Below are 16,676 nucleotides of genomic sequence, written 5' to 3'. Positions count from 1 at the left end.
GGCGACCCGAGCACGCGGCTCGGCTTGCGTGGCTCTGCCTCCCCCATCGTCTCCCTCCAGGGTGCCGCTCGCGCAGCTGTGTCCGTCGCCGGCAGCCGGCGACTCGGCCGCCGAGCCTCGCCGGTCTGCGACTCGGGAGCCGCGCTGACCAGGCGGGCGACAGCCTCGGCCGCATGGATGAGCTCGACGGAGTGGAGATCATCGCCTTCCCGGACGCCGAGGCGTTCGAGAGCTGGCTGGCCAAGAAGGCGTTCGAGGCGCTCGACAAGACCGGACGCTACCTGGTGATCCTGCCGTTGATTCAGGCGCTCACGCCGGAGACCAGGCAGGTTCGGCTCGACAAAGCCCTGCAAATGCTGGTGAATGGCGAAATACCGGGCTAAGCCAGTCATCCCGCCGGCATCCACGCCACCACGAGCCGGGACGACCTCCGTGCCGCCTGCCACTGTGGGGCAGGGCCCTGTCCAGAGGGGGTGGGTCACGAGATATCTTGATGTCGAGCAATGTTGCAGACGTGGAGCGGAGCACCCGGTGACTGACTCGACCATCATCTATACACACACTGACGAGGCGCCGGCCCTGGCGACGCATTCGTTCCTGCCTGTCGTCCAGGCGTACGCCTCGACCGCCGGGGTCAGTGTCGAGACGCGTGACATCTCTCTGGCGGGGCGGATCATCGCCAGCTTCCCTGAGCATCTTGAGGAGAGCCAGCGCATCGATGACGCCCTGTCTGAGCTCGGCGAGCTGGCCAAGACTCCCGGGGCGAACATCATCAAGCTGCCGAACATCTCGGCTTCGATTCCGCAGCTCAAGGCTGCGATCGCCGAGCTGCAGCAGCAGGGCTACGCGCTGCCGGACTACCCGGACGACCCGAAGTCCGACGAGGAACGGGACGTCCGGGCGCGCTACGACAAGATCAAGGGCAGTGCCGTCAACCCGGTGCTGCGCGAGGGCAACTCCGACCGCCGTGCGCCGGCGTCGGTGAAGAACTATGCCAAGGCGCACCCGCACAAGATGGGCGCGTGGACGTCCGGCTCGAAGACGAACGTCGCTCACATGGACGCCGACGACTTCCGCTCCACCGAGAAGTCCGCGGTCGTCGCCGAGGCCGGCTCGCTGCGCATCGAGCTCGTGGGGGACGACGGCAGCACCACCGTCCTGCGTGAGTCGGTTCCCGTGCTCGCGGGCGAGGTCGTGGACGCGTCCGTCATGCGCGTGGCGGCCCTGCGCGCGTTCCTTGACAAGCAGGTCGCACGCGCCAAGGCCGAGGGCGTGCTGTTCTCGGTGCACCTGAAGGCCACGATGATGAAGGTCTCCGACCCGATCGTCTTCGGCCACGTGGTGCGGACCTTCTTCCCGAAGACGTTCGCCGAGCACGGCGAGGCGCTCGCCGCCGCCGGGCTGAGCCCGAACGACGGACTCGGCGCCATCCTTAAGGGCCTGGAGTCGCTGCCCCAGGGCGCGGAGATCAAGGCGTCCTTCGAGGCCGAGATCGCCGACGGCCCCGCACTGGCGATGGTCGACTCCGACCGCGGCATCACCAATCTGCACGTACCGAGCGATGTCATCGTCGATGCCTCCATGCCGGCCATGATCCGCACCTCCGGTCACATGTGGGGCCCGGACGGCCAGGAGGCGGACACTCTCGCGGTCCTCCCCGACAGCAGCTACGCCGGGATCTACCAGGTCGTCATCGACGACTGCCGCGCGAACGGCGCCTTCGACCCGTCGACGATGGGCTCGGTGCCCAACGTCGGCCTGATGGCGCAGAAGGCCGAGGAGTACGGCAGCCACGACAAGACCTTCGAGATTGCTGCCCCGGGCACGGTGCGGGTCGTCGACGAGGGCGGCAACGTCGTGCTCGAGCAGGTGGTGGGCGCCGGCGACATCTTCCGCATGTGCCAGACCAAGGATCTGCCGATCCAGGACTGGGTCAAGCTCGCCGTCACCCGCGCCCGCGCGACCGGCGACCCGGCGGTGTTCTGGCTGGACAAGGGCCGCGCGCACGACGCGACCCTCATCGAGAAGGTCAAGACCTACCTCGCCGAGCACGACACCGAGGGCCTGCAGATCGAGATCATGTCGCCGGTCGAAGCGACCGCCTTCTCCCTGGAGCGCATCCGCCGGGGCGAGGACACGATCTCGGTCACCGGCAACGTGCTGCGCGACTACCTGACCGACCTGTTCCCGATCCTCGAGCTCGGCACGAGCGCGAAGATGCTCTCTGTCGTCCCGCTCATGAATGGTGGCGGGCTGTTCGAGACCGGCGCCGGCGGCTCCGCGCCCAAGCACGTCCAGCAGCTGGTCAAGGAGAACTACCTGCGCTGGGACAGCCTGGGCGAGTTCCTCGCGCTCGCGGTCAGCTTCGAGCACCTCGCGCAGACCACGGGCAACGCGCGCGCTCAGGTTCTCGCCGACACGCTCGACCGCGCGACCGGCAGCTTCCTCAACGAGAACAAGTCGCCCAGCCGCCGAGTAGGTGGCATCGACAACCGCGGCAGCCACTTCTACCTGGCGCTGTACTGGGCGCAGGAGCTGGCGAAGCAGACCGAGGATGCCCAGCTCGCCCAGGCGTTCGCCGCCCTCGCCAAGGCGCTGACCGAGCAGGAGCAGACGATCCTCGACGAGCTGCTCGCGGTGCAGGGCTCGTCGGCCGACATCGGCGGCTACTACCAGCCCGACGCGTCGAAGGCCTCGGCCGTCATGCGCCCGTCGACGACCTTCAACCAGGCCATCGCGACCCTCGGCTGACGCGACAGCTGCGGATGGGGGAGGGTGCAGACGACCGCCCCCCTTCCGCACCTGTACCTGTTCCGCCCCGGCCTGCATCACGCCCGGCCGGGGCGGTCCCGTCTTCGTTCCCGGACATCAGGTTCGTTCCCGGACGTCCGGTTCCCGGACTTCAGGCCGACGGGATATGCGTGAAGCGACCGGCGACATGGAGGTCGGCCTCGATCCTCGCGGCCGTGGCCCGCAGCTCCGGGAGCACCTCGGTCAGACACTGCGCGGCGGTGCGCCGGCTGCTGTGCATGGCGACGTTCACGGCGGCCACCGCCCGCCCCGCACGGTCGCGCACCGGTACGGCGATGGAGCGCAGGCCCTCCTCCAGTTCCTCGTCGACCAGGGCGTGTCCCTCCTGCCCCGCGCGGTCCAGGAGCGTGGCAAGCTCCGCCGGGGCGGTGACCGTGTGCGGGGTCAGGGCCCGCAGTTCGGTACTGGCCAGCCAGGCGGCTCGGTCCTTGGGCGGCAGGTCCGCCAGCAGCACCCGGCCCATCGAGGCCGCGTAGGCGGGGAAGCGGGTGCCGATGGTGATGTTGACGCTCATGATGCGGCCTGTGGCGACGCGCGCCGTGTACTGGATGTCGTCGCCGGTGAGCACCGCCAGGGACGCGGAATCATGCACTGTCTGGACCAGTGCGGCCAGATGCGGTGTGGCGATGTCGGGGAGTGTCGTACGGGACAGCGGCGCACAGCCGAGCGCCAGTACCTGTGGAGTGAGACGGAAGGTCCGGTCCCGCGAGGCGACGTAGCCGAGGTGCTCGAGGGTGATGAGGGCGCGCCGGGCGGTGGCTCTGGCGAGTCCGGTGGCCTCGGCGACGGCGGTGAGCGACAGTTCCGGCCGGCCTTCGCCGAAAGCGGTCAGTACGGTCAGGCCACGGGCCAGGGACTCCACGAACTCCGCGCCGAGCTCCTGCTTGGAGGCGGTGGTCCAGGCTGCGAGTCCCGCCGGGGGCGCCGACGGCGCGGGGCGGGCCTGCCGCAGCTCCCGTTCCATGGCGGCCACGGCCTTGCGCACCCGGGGCAGCAGTGACTGCCGCAGCGAGCCGACGCTGTGCCGGCTGGTGTGGCTGACCGCGCTCACGGCGCATACGACCTGGCCGTCGGGGCTGTGCACGGGCACGGCGAGCGCGATCAGGCCGGGCTCGATCAACTGGTCGTCCAGGGCCCAGCCCTGCTTGCCCGCCCGGGCCACACGCTCTTCAAGGCCGGGCCCGCCGTCGGTTGCGGTCCGCGGCGGTACGGCGGGAAAGCCGCGGTCCTCGGGGTCGGCCGCGCGGCGCTCGCGCCACCGTACCCACTCCTGCTCACTCCAGCCGGCCGCGAACAGCGGCCCTGGCGCGGTGCGTTCGGCGGGCAGCAGGTCGCCGATGCGGAAGGTGAGCGACATCGCACGGCGGCGGGTGGTCTGGTGCACGAAGCGGACGCCGTCGCCGTCGGGCACGGCCAGCGACACCGACTCGTCGAGTTCCTCTGCGAGCTGTTCGGTGAGCGGGCCGAGCAGCCGGGGCAGCTGGAGGCCCGCCAGATAGGCGTTGCCCAGTTCCATCAGGCGTGGGGTGAGGGCGGCGGAGTGGCTGTCCAGCCGGAGGTACCCCATGCGCGCGAAGGTGGCGGCGATCCGGTCCACCGTGGAGCGGGCGAGGCCGGTCGTGCGGACGAGGTCGCTGAGGCTCGTCCGGCCGCCCGCGTCGCTGATTTCACGCAGTACGGCGATCCCGCGCATCAGCGGGCCGACGGCCTCGGCCGGCGTCGGGGCATCGGTCAACGTCATCGCTGTCATCGGCTCTCCGGTACGGATCTCGCGGTACTCGCACAGCATGGGCGTTGACACACGTGGCAGGTGAACGCACACTCAGGGCGAGCAGATAATGAACTCTAGTTCATTTGGCGAACAAGCGGAATCACTCCGTACCACCCGCCGGTGTGCGACAAGGAATCCCTCCATGGACAAAGTCAAACAGAGCGCGGCCGATGCAGTCGGCGACATCGCGGACCATGCGTCGCTCGCCGTCGGCGGCTTCGGCCTCAGCGGAGTACCGGACACACTGATCGAGGCGGTACATGCGCGCGGCGTCGGCTCGCTGAGCGTGGTCTCCAACAACTGCGGCGTGGACGGCGCAGGGCTCGGCGTTCTGCTCGCCGAGGGCCGGATCGCCCGCGTCACCTGTTCGTACATCGGCGAGAACAAGGAGTTCGCCCGCCAGTACCTCGGTGGCGAGCTGGAGGTCGAGCTGGTGCCCCAGGGCACGCTCGCCGAACGGCTGCGCGCCGGAGGCTGCGGCATACCCGCCTTCTACACCCCGGCCGGTGTCGGCACCCAGGTCGCCGACGGCGGACTGCCCTGGCGCTACACCCCCGGCGGCTCCTCCCGGCCCGAGGCCGGGGCAGCCACCGTGGCCCTGTCATCCCCGGCCAAGGAGATCCGTGTCTTCGGCGGGCGCGAGCATGTCCTGGAGTACGGCATCACCACCGACTTCGCGCTCGTACGGGCGGCCAGGGGCGACCGGCACGGCAACCTCGTCTTCAACAAGGCCGCCCGCAACTTCAACCCGCTCGCCGCGATGGCCGGGCGGATCACGATCGCCGAGGTCGAGGAGCTGGTCGAGCCCGGCGGGCTGGACCCGGACACGGTCCACCTGCCCGGCGTCTTCATCCAGCACGTGGTGGCGCTCACCCCCCAACAGGCCTCCGCCAAGGACATCGAGAAGAAGACGGTGCGAGCCTGATGGCCTGGACGCGCGACCAGATGGCCGCCCGCGCGGCCGCCGAACTGACCGACGGCTCCTACGTCAACCTCGGGATCGGGCTGCCCACCCGGGTACCGGGCTTCCTGCCGCCCGGCGTGGACGTGGTGCTCCACTCGGAGAACGGCATCCTCGGTGTCGGCCCGTACCCCTACGAGGACGAGGTCGACCCGGACCTGATCAACGCGGGCAAGGAGACCGTCACCGTCCGGCCCGGCTCCGCGTACTTCGACTCCGCGCTCTCCTTCGGCATGATCCGCGGCGGCCATATCGATGCCGCGATCCTGGGCGCGATGCAGGTGTCCGCCACCGGCGATCTCGCCAACTGGTCCGTCCCCGGAAAGATGATCAAGGGCATGGGAGGGGCGATGGATCTGGTCCACGGCGCTCGCCGGGTGATCGTCCTCACCGACCATGTGGCCAAGGACGGCTCCCCGAAGATCGTCCAGGAGTGCAGCCTCCCGCTGACCGGCACCGCGTGCGTGCACCGCGTCATCACCGACCTCGGCGTCCTCGACATCACCGACGAGGGACTGGTACTCGTCGAGACGGCTCCCGGAGTCACCCCGGACGACGTACGGCAAAAGACCGCCGCCCCCCTGACCGACACCACCCGTGCAAGGAGCTGACATGACCGGCCGCCTGCGTGACGTCTATGTCGTCGACGCCGTCCGTACGCCGATCGGCAAGTACGGCGGAGCCCTGTCCGGTGTGCGCCCCGACGACCTCGCCGCCGGTGTGCTGGGGGCCCTCGTCTCCCGTACGCCCGGCCTCGACCCGGCCCGGATCGACGACGTCTTCTTCGGCAACGCCAACGGCGCGGGCGAGGACAACCGCGATGTCGCCCGCATGGCCGTGCTGCTCGCCGGACTGCCCGTCACCGTGCCGGGCAGCACCGTCAACCGGCTCTGCGGCTCCGGCATGGAGGCCGTGATCCAGGCGGCCCGTGCCATCGCGGTCGGCGACGCGTCCATCGCCGTCGCGGGCGGTGTCGAGTCGATGAGCCGCTCCCCCTGGGTGATACAGAAGCCCGAACGCGGCTTCCCCGCCGGGCATCAGCAGATGCACTCCACCACCCTCGGCTGGCGGATGGTCAACCCGCGCATGCCCGAGGAGTGGATAGTCCCCCTCGGCGAGGGCGCCGAACTGGTCGCGGAGCGATACGGAATCGACCGCGCGGCGCAGGACGCCTTCGCGCTGGCCAGCCACCACAAGGCGGCACGCGCCTGGCAGGAAGGGCTGTACGACGGCGAGGTCGTCCCCGTCGACGGCGTGGAACTGGCCCGCGACGAGTGCATCAGAGACGCCACATCGCCAGAGGCGCTGGCCAAGCTGAAGCCGGTGTTCCGGGCGGACGGCACGGTCACGGCGGGCAACTCGTCCCCGCTCAACGACGGCGCCGCAGCCCTCCTGCTCGTGGACGAGGACGGGCTGCGCGCCACCGGCCGCGAGCCGCTCGCGCGGATCGGCGCCTCGGCCGTCACCGGCATCGAACCCCGGTACTTCGGCGCGGGGCCGGTGGAAGCCGTACAGCGCGCGCTCAAGAAGGCCGGGCGCGGCCTCGGCAGGCTGCACACCGTCGAACTCAACGAGGCCTTCGCCGCCCAGGCGCTCGCCTGTCTGAGCCAGTGGCCGGGACTGGACCCGGAGATCGTCAACCCGCGCGGCGGCGCCATCGCCATCGGACATCCGCTTGGCGCGTCGGGCGCCCGGATCACCGGAGCCGTCGCCCACCGGCTCGCCGCAGCGGGCTCCGGGACAGGCCTCGCGGCGCTGTGCATCGGCGTCGGGCAGGGCCTGGCTCTCGTACTGGAGAGGTAATGCCAAGACCCGGACAACGCCGGTCCGTTCGCACCGGTCCGGGCGGGCACCGCGGCCGAACCACCACCCTGCCGACGCACCTGGAGGAACACTGATGCACGCCACCGTCGGCATCATCGGCGGCGGCCCCGCGGGCCTGCTGCTGGCCCGGCTGCTGCACAACGCCGGTATCGACAGCGTGGTCCTGGAGCGCCGCGACCGCGGCTACGTCGGGCGGCGGCAGCGGGCCGGCATCCTGGAACAGGCCACCATCGACGCGCTGCGCGCCGCGGGCGCCGGGGAGCGCATGGACCGCGAGGGCATGCCCCATGACGGCATCGAACTGCGCTTCGACCGCCGTTCCCACCGCATCGACTTCCCCGCCCTCACCGGCGGCCGGAACGTGATGGTGTACGCGCAGACCGAGGTGGTCCAGGACCTCATAGCGCTCCAGCTCGCCGACGGCGGCCCGCTGCTGTTCGACGCCGAAGTGCGGGGCGTGGACGGCGCCGACACCGACAGGCCCTCCGTCCGGTACGTACACGAAGGCCGCGAGCAGACGCTGACCTGTGACTACGTCATCGGGTGCGACGGCTTCCACGGGGTGGCCAAAAGCGCCGTCCCCGAGTCCGTACGGACGACGTACGAGCGGGTCTATCCGTACTCGTGGCTGGGCATCCTCGCCGAAGCCCCGCCCGTGTACGACGAGTTGATCTACGCGCATTCCGGGCGCGGCTTCGCGCTGGCGAGCATGCGCTCCCCGTCCGTCAGCCGGCTCTACCTGCAGGTCCCGGGCGGCACCGACCCGGCCGACTGGCCCGACGAGCGGATCTGGGACGAGCTGGACGCCCGCTTCGCCACCGACGCCGATCCCGGCTGGAAGCTGCACCGCGGCCCGGTCACCGGCAAGGCGGTCCTGCCGATGCGCAGCCATGTGACCGAGCCGATGCGGTACGGGAGGGTGTTCCTGGCGGGCGACGCGGCGCACATCGTCCCGCCGACCGGCGCCAAGGGTCTCAACCTGGCCGCCGCCGATGTGATCGTCCTCGCCCGGGCGCTGATCCATGAGCGGGACACCGGCTCGACCGAACTGCTCGACGCCTACTCCGACACGTGCCTGCGCCGCGTCTGGCGGGCCGAGCACTTCTCGTACTTCATGACCACGATGCTGCACACCGATCCGGCCCAGTCCGCGTTCGAGACCCGTCTGCAGCTCTCCCAGCTCGACCGCGTGGCGACCTCGCCGCACGCCGCGGCCGAACTGGCGGAGAACTACACGGGGTTGCCGCTCCCGGGGTGAGCCTCACCCGGTGAGGCTCACCCCCGTGAACCTCACCGGCCGGTGGCAGGCGACGTGCTCACCGTCGAGGCCCCGGCGGCGGTGCTTCGGCGGCCGCCGAGCCGGGCCGCGAGTGGGACGAAGGCGATGGCGGTGGCGCCGAGCAGTCCGGTCAGGGCGAACGTCGTGAACCCCCAGCTCTCGTTGCCGCCCGCCGCGAAGACGCCCCCCAGCCAGGGGCCGACGACCGCGCCGGTCCGGCCGACGCCGGTCACCCAGCCGAGCCCGGCGGCGCGTTCGCTGCCCCGGTAGACGGTGTTGGTGGCCGCGTAGACCATCACCTGGGCACTGAACAGCCAGATGCCGGTGACGGCGACCACGACGTACGTCGCCGCCAGCGGCAGGTGCCCCTTCAGCAACAATGCGCCGACCGCGGTGAGGACGAACCAGATGGCCGAGACCCTGACCGCGCCGAAGCGGTCGGCGGTGCGGCCCGCGATGAGCATGCCGACGATGCCACCCGCGTTGATGACCAGCAGGAAGCTGACGGAGGAGGACAAGCCGTAGCCGGAGGCGCGCATCATCTGCGGCAGCCAGGTGCTCACGCCGTAGACGAGGAGCAGACCGCAGAAGGACGCGAGCCACAGCAGCGGGGTCGCCCAGCGCGCCTCGGGCCTGAAGAGGGCGAGCACCGCGTCGAACCGCCCCTTGGCCCCGGCGGCCGGGGCCTCGACCAGGGTGGGCCGCGGCAGCCCGTAGCGGTCGGCGACGGCGTCCGCCTTCGCCTGGTCGCCGCGCGCGAGCAGTACGCCCGGCGATTCGGGAAGCAGCCTCAGCAGGAGCGGCACGGCGATCACCGCGGGAAGCACACCTGCCCAGAACACCCAGCGCCAGCCGGCGGACGGCGCCAGCGTCAGGCCGAGGGCTGTGGCCACCATGCCGCCCGCGTGGTACGAGGTCATCAGCAGGCCGGTGGTCAGCGCGGCGCGGCGCGGGGGCGCGAACTCCATCACCATGGCCAGGCACAGCGGCATGAGCCCGCCGAGCCCGAGCCCGGCGACGAACCGGCCGGCCCCGAACAGCGCCGGAGAGCCGGCCGTCGCACAGAGCGCGGACCCGAGGGAGAACACGGTCACGCTGCCGACCAGCATGGGGCGGCGGCCGAGCCAGTCGGTGATGTTCCCGGCGGTGAGTGCGCCGATGAGCATGCCGAAGGTGGTCCAACTGCCGATGGTGCCCGCGCTCGACGGCGTCAGGCCGAGTCCTGGGTCGTCAAGCATGTGCGGCATGACGGCGCCGTAGATGTTGACGTCCATGCCGTCGAAGAAGACGGCCAGCCAGCACAGGGCGAGGACGGGAAGCACTGAGCGGAAGGTGTGCGGAGAGGGGTGGGAGAGCGGGGATGGTGCCCCCGCCGCGCCGGTGGAAGTCATATCAGTCCCTGGATACGAGCGATCGTTCGCCTGGTGAACTTCAATTCACTATCGAGGTCGCATGAGTGTCCGGCGGGGTGGGCGGGGTGTCAATGAGCCTGCGCGCGGAGTTTTTCGTCGGAGCCGGCCGCCTGGCCGGGCGCGGTGATCGACGCGCCCGGGCGGTCCGCAAGGCGGTTTCGGCGCGGCCGGCCCCGCCCCCCGCCGCGCGAAAAAATCTTCCGGCCCGGCCGCGTCCGGTGTCGATCCGGCCGGAAGCCGTTCGTATAGAGGGTGAGAGGCGGGCACGATGCCGGCCACCACACCGAGGAGAGATGCCATGCAGCAGTACCTGCTCAGCATCTACCAGCCCGACGGAGACGCGCCGCCGCCCGAGGTTCTGGAACCGATCATGCGGGACCTGGAGGTGGTGAATGCCGAGATCAGGGCGGCCGGCGCCTGGGTGTTCTCCGGCGGCCTGTACCCGCCGAGCACGGCCACCGTGGTGCGGCTGAAGGACAGTGAGCTGCTCACCACCGACGGCCCGTACATCGAGGGCAAGGAGCACATCGGCGGGTTCACCGTCATCCAGGCGCCCGATCTCGACGCCGCGCTCGAGTGGGGCGGCAAGCTCGCCCGGGCGATCACACTCCCGATCGAGGTCAGGCCGCTGCAGTACGGAACCTGTGGGTGACATCCGGCATGCCGGACGTGCCCGCGTCGGTGACGGAGCGCGTGTTCCGCGAGGAGTACGGTCGCGCGGTCGCCGTCCTGGTCCGCGTCTTCGGTGACATCGACATCGCCGAAGAGGCGGTCCAGGACGCGTTCACCACGGCGCTGCAACGGTGGCCGTCGGCGGGGGTGCCGCCGCGCCCGGCCGGGTGGATCATCACCACTGCGCGCAACCGGGCGATCGACCGCCTTCGTCGGGAGGCATCCCGTCAGGACCGGCATGCCCAGGCCGCGCTGCTGCACTCCCCCGAGGCGCCGGCCCAGGAGGAGGATCCCGTGCACGACGACCGACTGCGCCTGATCTTCACCTGCTGCCACCCCGCGCTCGCCCCCGCGTCCCGGGTCGCCCTGACCCTGCGCCTCCTTGGCGGGCTCACCACCACGGAGATCGCCTCCGCATTTCTGGTCGCCGAGCCCGCCATGGCCCAGCGGCTGGTCCGCGCCAAGGGCAAGATCCGCGATGCGCGCATCCCCTACCGGGTCCCGCGCGAGGCCGACCTCCCGGACCGCCTGCGGGCCGTGCTCACCGTCGTCTACCTCATCTTCAACGAGGGCTACAAGGCCAGTTCGGGCGAGCGCCTCGTCCGCGAGGACCTGTGCGCGGAGGCCATTCGCCTCGGCCGGCTGCTGGCCGAGCTGATGCCCGACGAACCGGAGGTCAAGGGCCTGCTCGCGCTGATGCTGCTCACCGAGTCGCGCCGGGCCGCCCGCACCACGCCCGACGGCGACCTCGTCCTGCTGGCCGACCAGGACCGCGCCCGGTGGGACCGCGCGCTCATCGCCGAGGGCCAGGCGCTGGTCCGCCAGTGTCTGAGGCGCGATCAGCCCGGCCCGTACCAGATCCAGGCGGCGATCAACGCGGTCCACAGCGACGCGCCGATCGCGGCGGCCACCGACTGGGGCCAGATCCTCCAGTTGTACGACCAGCTGCTCGCCCTCGCCCCGAACCCGGTCGTCGCCCTCAACCGAGCGGTCGCGGTGGCCGAGCTCGACGGCCCGGCCGCGGCACTGGCCCTGGTCGACGACATGGACCTCGACGGGCACCACCTGTTCCACGCCATCCGCGCCGATCTGCTCCGTCGGCTGGGCCGCGACGAGGAGGCGGCCCGGGCGTACGCGGCGGCGCTCGCCCGCACCGCGAACGAGGCCGAGCGCGCATTTCTGCGACGCAAAATCGAGGCGCTCGGCGGAGGTTGACTGCGCGCCGTAGACCCCCTGCCGGCCGTCCCCGGCGAGCGGCTCCGGCCGTCGGCCAGTCGGCCCGCACGCGCAAGATCAGGCGGCCGTCTCCAGGCGCAGGCTCCAGCAGCCCGCCTGACCGGTGAGGGCGACGGTCGACAGCGGGCGGACGTCCACGTTCCAGTACGACGAGGGCGGCGCTTTGAGGGCATATACCAGTGCCGCTCGTACGACGGCGGGCTCGGCGACCGCGACGAGGGAAGCACCGTCGTCGGCCGGCCTCGTGTCCAGCCAGCCCCCTATGCGCGAGATGAACGCCAGCAGCGGCTCGCCGCCGTGCGGCGCGGAGCGCGGGTCGGCGAGCCAGGCGTCGACGGCCGCCGGTTCACGGGCCGTGACCTCCGCGAGCGTGAGGCCGCGCCAGCGGCCCATGTCGCAGTCGCGCAGCGCGGGCTGGGCGAGCGGAGCGAAGCCGAGTGCGTCGCCGGTCGCCCGGCTGCGGGCGGTCGGCGAGCAGTAGCGCAACTCGGCGGCGCTGAGCGGCACCAGCCGGTACGCGTTGAGCTGCACCTCGTGCCAGCCGGCCTGGTCGAGCGGCCGGTCGTCATCGAACCGCTCGGTGAGCAGGGAGGAACTGCGCGCGGCGGCGACCAGCGTGATCCGGACACTCATGGCGAGATCGTGGATCCGAAAGCCCCGCAGGTCAAGGGGGGATTTGTCCATCGTGGCCTGGATGCTGGGGATGGTGGCGGAGTTGCTCATGATCACCCGGTCCCGGACGGCTGACGGCGCTCAGCCCAGCACCTCGTCGCATGCCTTCCGCAGCCGTCGTACACCCTCGGCGATCTCTGCGGGGCCCGCCACTCCCGCGAAGCTCAGCCGGACATGTCCGGCCGGAGGCTCGGCGCAGAAATAGGGACGGCCGGGTGCCAGTGCCACGCCCGCGCGCAGAGCCGCGGCGAGCAGGGTGGCCTCGTCCGCGCCGTCAGGGAGGCGCAGCCAGAGGTGGTAGCCGCCGGAGGGGATGTACGGGAGGGACAGCTCGGGCAGTCCCAGGCGCAGCGCCGCGGTCATGGTGTCGCGACGGGCCTTCAACTCGGCCGCCACTGCACGCAGATGGCGGTTCCAGGCCGGTGAGCCGACCAGCTCCAGGGCCGCTTCCTGGAGGGGACGGGGGACGAAGAAGGTGTCGACGACATGGATGGCGCGCAACCGTTCAAGCACCGGGCCGCGAGCCGCCAGCATGCCCACCCGCAGGCTGGGCGAGGTCGCTTTGGTGAGCGAGCTGACGTGCACGACGACGCCGTCGTGGTCGTCCGCGGCGAGCGGGCGCGGCAGGGGCCCCGCGTCCTCGTGGACCATGCGACGGGCGAAGTCGTCCTCGACGACGAAGGCTCCGGCCTCGCGCGCGATGCGCAGCACGTCGGAGCGGCGTTCTGGCGAGAGCACCGCGCCGGTGGGGTTCTGGAAGAGCGGCTGGCAGACGAAGACCCGGGCGCCGGTGGCCTTGAAGGCGGCGGCGAGCAGTTCCGTACGGACTCCCTGGGAGTCCACCGGGACCGGCACAGGACGCAGCCCGGCGGCGCGGGCGATGGCCAGCATGCCCGGGTAGGTGGGGGACTCGACGAGGACGGGGGCGCCGGGCGGTGCGAGTGCGCGCAGGGCGGTGGTCAGCGCGGACTGGCCGCCCGCCGTGATCAGTACGTCGGCCGCGCCGATGCTGTCGCCGAGGCCGCGGGCGAACCACTCGCGCAGTTCGGGCAGCCCGTCGGTGGGCGGCCGCCCCCAGGCCCCGGGCCGCCGTCCCGCCCGGGCCAGCGCGGCGGCCATCGCCCGCTCCGGCTGGAGCGAGGCGTGCAGATAGCCGCCGTTGAACTCCACGACGCCCGGCGGCGGCGCGGCCAGCGTGGCCAGCACCCCGGAGGCATCCACGGCGCGCGGCACCAGCTCGGTGGCCGCGTCCGCGCTGAGGGTGACCTCCTGCCAGGAGGTGTCCCCCGGCGCAGGGGCGGTGTCGGTACGCGGCTGCGCCCGGTACGCACCTGCGCCGGGGCGGGTGACGACCAGGCCCTCGGCGGCGAGCTGGGCGAGCGCGCGGGAGACGGTCACCGGCGAGACCCGGTACCGCTCGACCAGCACCCGGCTCGACGGCAGCTTCCCACCAGGTGAGTAGCGGTCCAGCTCTCGCTTCAGGGCATTCGCCAATTCCGCCACACTGCTACGCTCTTGCATGACAGCACAGGATAGCGCTACCCGCACCAACTCGATAGCGGTCAGCAGCGGCACCCTCCTCGCCGCACTCGGCGTCATCGCGTTCTCGCTCACCTTCCCGTCCACCGTCTGGGGCCTGGAGAGCTTCGGCCCCTGGTCCCTGGTCGCCGTACGGAGCGCCCTCGCCGCCCTGATCGCCGGCGGTTTTCTGCTGGTGATGCGGATACCGCTCCCCGACCGCCGGCACTGGGCGGGCCTCGTCGTGGTGGCCGGCGGTGTGGTGGTGGGCTTTCCGCTGCTGACGACGCTCGCGCTGCGGACCTCCACCACCTCGCACGCCGCCGTGGTGGTGGGGCTGCTGCCGCTGACCACCGCCGCTTTCGCGGCCGTCCGCACCGGCCGCCGCCCCTCGCGCACCTTCTGGCTGGCCGCGCTCGCCGGCGCGGCCGTGGTGATCGCCTTCACCGTGCAGCAGAGCGGCGGCGCGCTCCAGACCGGTGACCTGTATCTCTTCGGCGCGCTGCTGGTCTGCGCGGCTGGTTACACCGAGGGCGGCAGGCTGGCGCGCCATATGCCGGGCTGGCAGGTGATCGGCTGGGCACTGATCCTCTGCCTGCCGCTCGCGCTGGCGGGATCGGCCCTCGCCCTGGCCTTCGAGCCGGTCCGGCTGACGGCGCACGGCGTGATCGGACTGCTCTGGGTCGCAGCCGGTTCAACCTTCTTCGGTCTGTACGTCTGGTACCGGGGCATGGCCTCCATCGGCATCGCCAAGGCCAGCCAGCTCCAGCTCGCTCAGCCGCTGCTCACCCTCGTCTGGTCGGTGTCCCTGCTGGACGAACGGCTCTCCCCCGCCGCCCCGGTTGCGGCCGTGGCCGTCCTGGTGTGCATCGCGGTGACGCAGCGGGCCCGAAGCTGAGGGTGCAACTCCCGGCCCCGGCCGTAGACTCGAAGCACGGACCACCGCCTTCGAGGAGGTCACTCCCGATGCAAGCAAACGTGGGCGACACGCTGCTGGTACACGGCAGGACCGTGGGACAGCACGACAAGACCGCCGAAGTCGTCGAGGTACTGGGGCAGAAGGGCAACCCCCCGTACCGCGTACGCTTCGACGACGGGCATGAGGCGCTGCTGTCTCCGGGCCCCGACACTGTCGTGCGCCACCACGAGCAGACCTGACCCGGACCCCTCGACCAGCCCCCTGACCCGGCTCGTCCCTCAGGCGGGCGGCAGCACCCTGGTCGGATAGTGGTCGGCCACCACCCTGGCCATCGCCCCGACCGGGTCCGCCATGACCTCTTTGGCCGAGAAGAAGCAGTGGCCGCTCACTTCGGCGTACGTGCGCGCCAGCGTGAGATGCCGGGAGAGCTCGGCAGGGTCCTGCCAGGGAGCGGGCTGGGCGGGGTCGCCCGCCTTGTAGAGGGCCTCACCGGCGTAGAGACGGACACCCGTGCCCCGTACGACGTCGCTCCACCAGGGCAGCAGCTTGGCGTAGTCGGCCGGGCCGAAGCCGATGTGCCAGTACAGCTGCGGTACGACGTAGTCGATCCAGCCCTGCTTGATCCACTTACGGGTGTCGGCGTGCAGATTGTCGTAGGTCTGCACGCCCGCCGTGGTGTCCGAGCCGAGCGGATCGGTGGCGACATTGCGCCACACGCCGAACGGGCTGATTCCGAACGCGACGTTCTTCTTGGCCTTCTTGATCCGGTCGGCCATCTCTCTGATCAGCCGGTCGATGTTGTCCCGCCGCCAGGCGGCCTTGTCCGGGAAGCCCGCGCCGTACCGGGCGTAGGTCTCGTCGTCGTCGAAGACCTGGCCGGCCACCGGATACGGATAGAAGTAGTCGTCGAAGTGGACCGCGTCGATGTCGTAGCGGCTGACGGCGTCCGTCATCGCGTCCTGGACGAAGGCCCGGACCTCCGGGATGCCGGGGTTGTAGTACAGCTTCCCGCCGTACGGCAGTACCCACTCCGGGTGCACCCGGGCCGGGTGGTTCTCGACCAGACGGAACGGGTCGGTGTGGGTCGCGACGCGGTACGGGTTGAACCAGGCGTGCAGCTCCAGATCGCGCAGATGGGCCTCGCGCACGGCGGTGCCCAGCGGGTCCCAGCCGGGGTGCTGCCCCTGTACGCCGGTGAGGTACTGCGACCAGGGCTCGTGCGGCGAGGGCCACAGGGCGTCCGCGGTGGGCCTGACCTGGAGGACCACGGCGTTCAGCTTGCGGGCGACGGCGGTGTCGAGGTGGTCGAGGAGTTCGCAGCGCTGCTCGTCTGCGGTGAGGCCGGGCAGGGACGGCCAGTCGCGATTGGCGACGGTCGCGAGCCACATGCCGCGGAACTCCGGGAGCGGCTTGTGCCGGCGCCGCGCGGCGCCGGCCGACGAGCCGACGGGCCGGGCGGCGGCGTCCCCGCCCGTCGCCAGCGCGGCCAGCACTCCGGCCGCCGTCAGCACGAACCCTCTTCTCCCGATACGCCCCATATGTCGCCCCGTTCGCGCCCGGTGCCGGTCACCGTATCCGCACAGCATGCCCGCCCCTGGCCA

General features: G+C 71.4%; 15 protein-coding genes. 10 read left to right on the top strand and 5 right to left on the bottom strand.

The features are described 5' to 3' along the window. The first annotated feature begins 173 nt into the window (after positions 1-173). Together QFZ67_RS32210 and QFZ67_RS32205 are read left to right on the top strand one after the other, a co-directional pair. On the top strand, positions 174-383 hold the full coding sequence (locus tag QFZ67_RS32210) for a YdeI/OmpD-associated family protein (RefSeq protein ID WP_307664556.1): 210 nt from the start codon (positions 174-176) through the stop codon (positions 381-383). A gap of 148 nt (positions 384-531) precedes the next feature. Further along, positions 532-2,751, top strand: coding sequence for an NADP-dependent isocitrate dehydrogenase (locus QFZ67_RS32205; protein WP_307664555.1), 2,220 nt, complete (start codon positions 532-534; stop codon positions 2,749-2,751). A 151-nt stretch (positions 2,752-2,902) separates the two neighbouring features. On the opposite strand, the gene QFZ67_RS32200 is transcribed toward QFZ67_RS32205, so the two are convergent. Then, on the bottom strand, positions 2,903-4,561 hold the full coding sequence (locus QFZ67_RS32200; RefSeq protein WP_307666054.1) for an IclR family transcriptional regulator C-terminal domain-containing protein: 1,659 nt from the start codon (positions 4,559-4,561) through the stop codon (positions 2,903-2,905). 163 nt (positions 4,562-4,724) lie between these two features. Between QFZ67_RS32200 and QFZ67_RS32195 the strand changes: the two genes are divergently transcribed. From QFZ67_RS32195 to QFZ67_RS32180, 4 genes are all read left to right on the top strand, one after another. Beyond that, the gene (locus tag QFZ67_RS32195) at positions 4,725-5,507 is read left to right on the top strand and encodes a CoA transferase subunit A (protein ID WP_307664554.1); all 783 of its coding nucleotides are present in this window, start codon (positions 4,725-4,727) and stop codon (positions 5,505-5,507) included. Beyond that, positions 5,507-6,154 carry a CoA transferase subunit B gene (locus QFZ67_RS32190; protein WP_307664553.1) on the top strand — a complete coding sequence of 216 codons (648 nt, stop codon included), beginning with the start codon at positions 5,507-5,509 and terminating at the stop codon, positions 6,152-6,154. The genes QFZ67_RS32195 and QFZ67_RS32190 overlap by 1 nt, the downstream gene beginning before the upstream one ends. 1 nt (position 6,155) lies before the next feature. After that, positions 6,156-7,346: a thiolase family protein gene (locus QFZ67_RS32185; RefSeq protein WP_307664552.1), complete on the top strand. Its 1,191-nt coding sequence runs from the start codon at positions 6,156-6,158 to the stop codon at positions 7,344-7,346. Positions 7,347-7,440: 94 nt separating this feature from the next. Next, positions 7,441-8,625 (top strand): 4-hydroxybenzoate 3-monooxygenase, encoded by a 1,185-nt coding sequence (locus QFZ67_RS32180; protein WP_307664551.1) that lies wholly within the window; start codon positions 7,441-7,443, stop codon positions 8,623-8,625. A gap of 32 nt (positions 8,626-8,657) precedes the next feature. Here the strand turns inward: QFZ67_RS32180 and QFZ67_RS32175 are convergent, their stop codons facing one another. Then, a complete protein-coding gene (locus QFZ67_RS32175) occupies positions 8,658-10,037 on the bottom strand; it encodes an aromatic acid/H+ symport family MFS transporter (protein ID WP_307664550.1) in 1,380 nt (459 codons plus the stop codon). Positions 10,038-10,356: 319 nt separating this feature from the next. On the opposite strand from QFZ67_RS32175, the gene QFZ67_RS32170 reads away from it, so the two are divergent. Continuing rightward, complete coding sequence (locus QFZ67_RS32170; protein ID WP_307664549.1) at positions 10,357-10,710, top strand: YciI family protein; 354 nt, start codon at positions 10,357-10,359, stop codon at positions 10,708-10,710. Positions 10,711-10,718: 8 nt separating this feature from the next. Further along, on the top strand, positions 10,719-11,945 hold the full coding sequence (locus QFZ67_RS32165) for an RNA polymerase sigma factor (protein ID WP_307664548.1): 1,227 nt from the start codon (positions 10,719-10,721) through the stop codon (positions 11,943-11,945). Positions 11,946-12,023: 78 nt separating this feature from the next. Here the strand turns inward: QFZ67_RS32165 and QFZ67_RS32160 are convergent, their stop codons facing one another. Together QFZ67_RS32160 and QFZ67_RS32155 are read right to left on the bottom strand one after the other, a co-directional pair. Beyond that, on the bottom strand, positions 12,024-12,599 hold the full coding sequence (locus QFZ67_RS32160) for a histidine phosphatase family protein (protein WP_307666053.1): 576 nt from the start codon (positions 12,597-12,599) through the stop codon (positions 12,024-12,026). A gap of 120 nt (positions 12,600-12,719) precedes the next feature. Beyond that, positions 12,720-14,159 carry a PLP-dependent aminotransferase family protein gene (locus QFZ67_RS32155; protein ID WP_307664547.1) on the bottom strand — a complete coding sequence of 480 codons (1,440 nt, stop codon included), beginning with the start codon at positions 14,157-14,159 and terminating at the stop codon, positions 12,720-12,722. Here QFZ67_RS32155 and QFZ67_RS32150 point away from each other — a divergent pair. Both QFZ67_RS32150 and QFZ67_RS32145 read left to right on the top strand, forming a co-directional pair. Then, complete coding sequence (locus tag QFZ67_RS32150) at positions 14,158-15,054, top strand: DMT family transporter (RefSeq protein ID WP_307664546.1); 897 nt, start codon at positions 14,158-14,160, stop codon at positions 15,052-15,054. The two genes, QFZ67_RS32155 and QFZ67_RS32150, sit on opposite strands and share 2 nt — an antisense overlap. Positions 15,055-15,122: 68 nt before the next feature. Next, the gene (locus QFZ67_RS32145; protein ID WP_307664545.1) at positions 15,123-15,314 is read left to right on the top strand and encodes a DUF1918 domain-containing protein; all 192 of its coding nucleotides are present in this window, start codon (positions 15,123-15,125) and stop codon (positions 15,312-15,314) included. Between the two features lie 39 nt (positions 15,315-15,353). Here QFZ67_RS32145 and QFZ67_RS32140 read toward each other — a convergent pair whose 3' ends face one another. Next, the gene (locus tag QFZ67_RS32140; protein ID WP_307664544.1) at positions 15,354-16,613 is read right to left on the bottom strand and encodes a glycoside hydrolase family 10 protein; all 1,260 of its coding nucleotides are present in this window, start codon (positions 16,611-16,613) and stop codon (positions 15,354-15,356) included. Between the last annotated feature and the right edge of the window lie 63 nt (positions 16,614-16,676).

Origin of the sequence: Streptomyces sp. V1I1 (assembly GCF_030817355.1) — a bacterium.
GTDB lineage: Bacteria > Actinomycetota > Actinomycetes > Streptomycetales > Streptomycetaceae > Streptomyces.
The sequence above is the reverse complement of the archived record's forward strand: the minus strand, read 5'-3'. Positions and strand labels throughout refer to the sequence as shown.

Coding starts and splice junctions, on each gene's coding strand:
- QFZ67_RS32210 (WP_307664556.1), top strand. CDS start 174: ATGGATGAGCTCGACGGAGTGGAGATCATCGCCTTCCCGGACGCCGAG.
- QFZ67_RS32200 (WP_307666054.1), bottom strand. CDS start 4,561: ATGACAGCGATGACGTTGACCGATGCCCCGACGCCGGCCGAGGCCGTC.
- QFZ67_RS32195 (WP_307664554.1), top strand. CDS start 4,725: ATGGACAAAGTCAAACAGAGCGCGGCCGATGCAGTCGGCGACATCGCG.
- QFZ67_RS32190 (WP_307664553.1), top strand. CDS start 5,507: ATGGCCTGGACGCGCGACCAGATGGCCGCCCGCGCGGCCGCCGAACTG.
- QFZ67_RS32185 (WP_307664552.1), top strand. CDS start 6,156: ATGACCGGCCGCCTGCGTGACGTCTATGTCGTCGACGCCGTCCGTACG.
- QFZ67_RS32180 (WP_307664551.1), top strand. CDS start 7,441: ATGCACGCCACCGTCGGCATCATCGGCGGCGGCCCCGCGGGCCTGCTG.
- QFZ67_RS32175 (WP_307664550.1), bottom strand. CDS start 10,037: ATGACTTCCACCGGCGCGGCGGGGGCACCATCCCCGCTCTCCCACCCC.
- QFZ67_RS32170 (WP_307664549.1), top strand. CDS start 10,357: ATGCAGCAGTACCTGCTCAGCATCTACCAGCCCGACGGAGACGCGCCG.
- QFZ67_RS32165 (WP_307664548.1), top strand. CDS start 10,719: ATGCCGGACGTGCCCGCGTCGGTGACGGAGCGCGTGTTCCGCGAGGAG.
- QFZ67_RS32160 (WP_307666053.1), bottom strand. CDS start 12,599: ATGAGTGTCCGGATCACGCTGGTCGCCGCCGCGCGCAGTTCCTCCCTG.
- QFZ67_RS32150 (WP_307664546.1), top strand. CDS start 14,158: ATGACAGCACAGGATAGCGCTACCCGCACCAACTCGATAGCGGTCAGC.
- QFZ67_RS32155 (WP_307664547.1), bottom strand. CDS start 14,159: ATGCAAGAGCGTAGCAGTGTGGCGGAATTGGCGAATGCCCTGAAGCGA.
- QFZ67_RS32145 (WP_307664545.1), top strand. CDS start 15,123: ATGCAAGCAAACGTGGGCGACACGCTGCTGGTACACGGCAGGACCGTG.
- QFZ67_RS32140 (WP_307664544.1), bottom strand. CDS start 16,613: ATGGGGCGTATCGGGAGAAGAGGGTTCGTGCTGACGGCGGCCGGAGTG.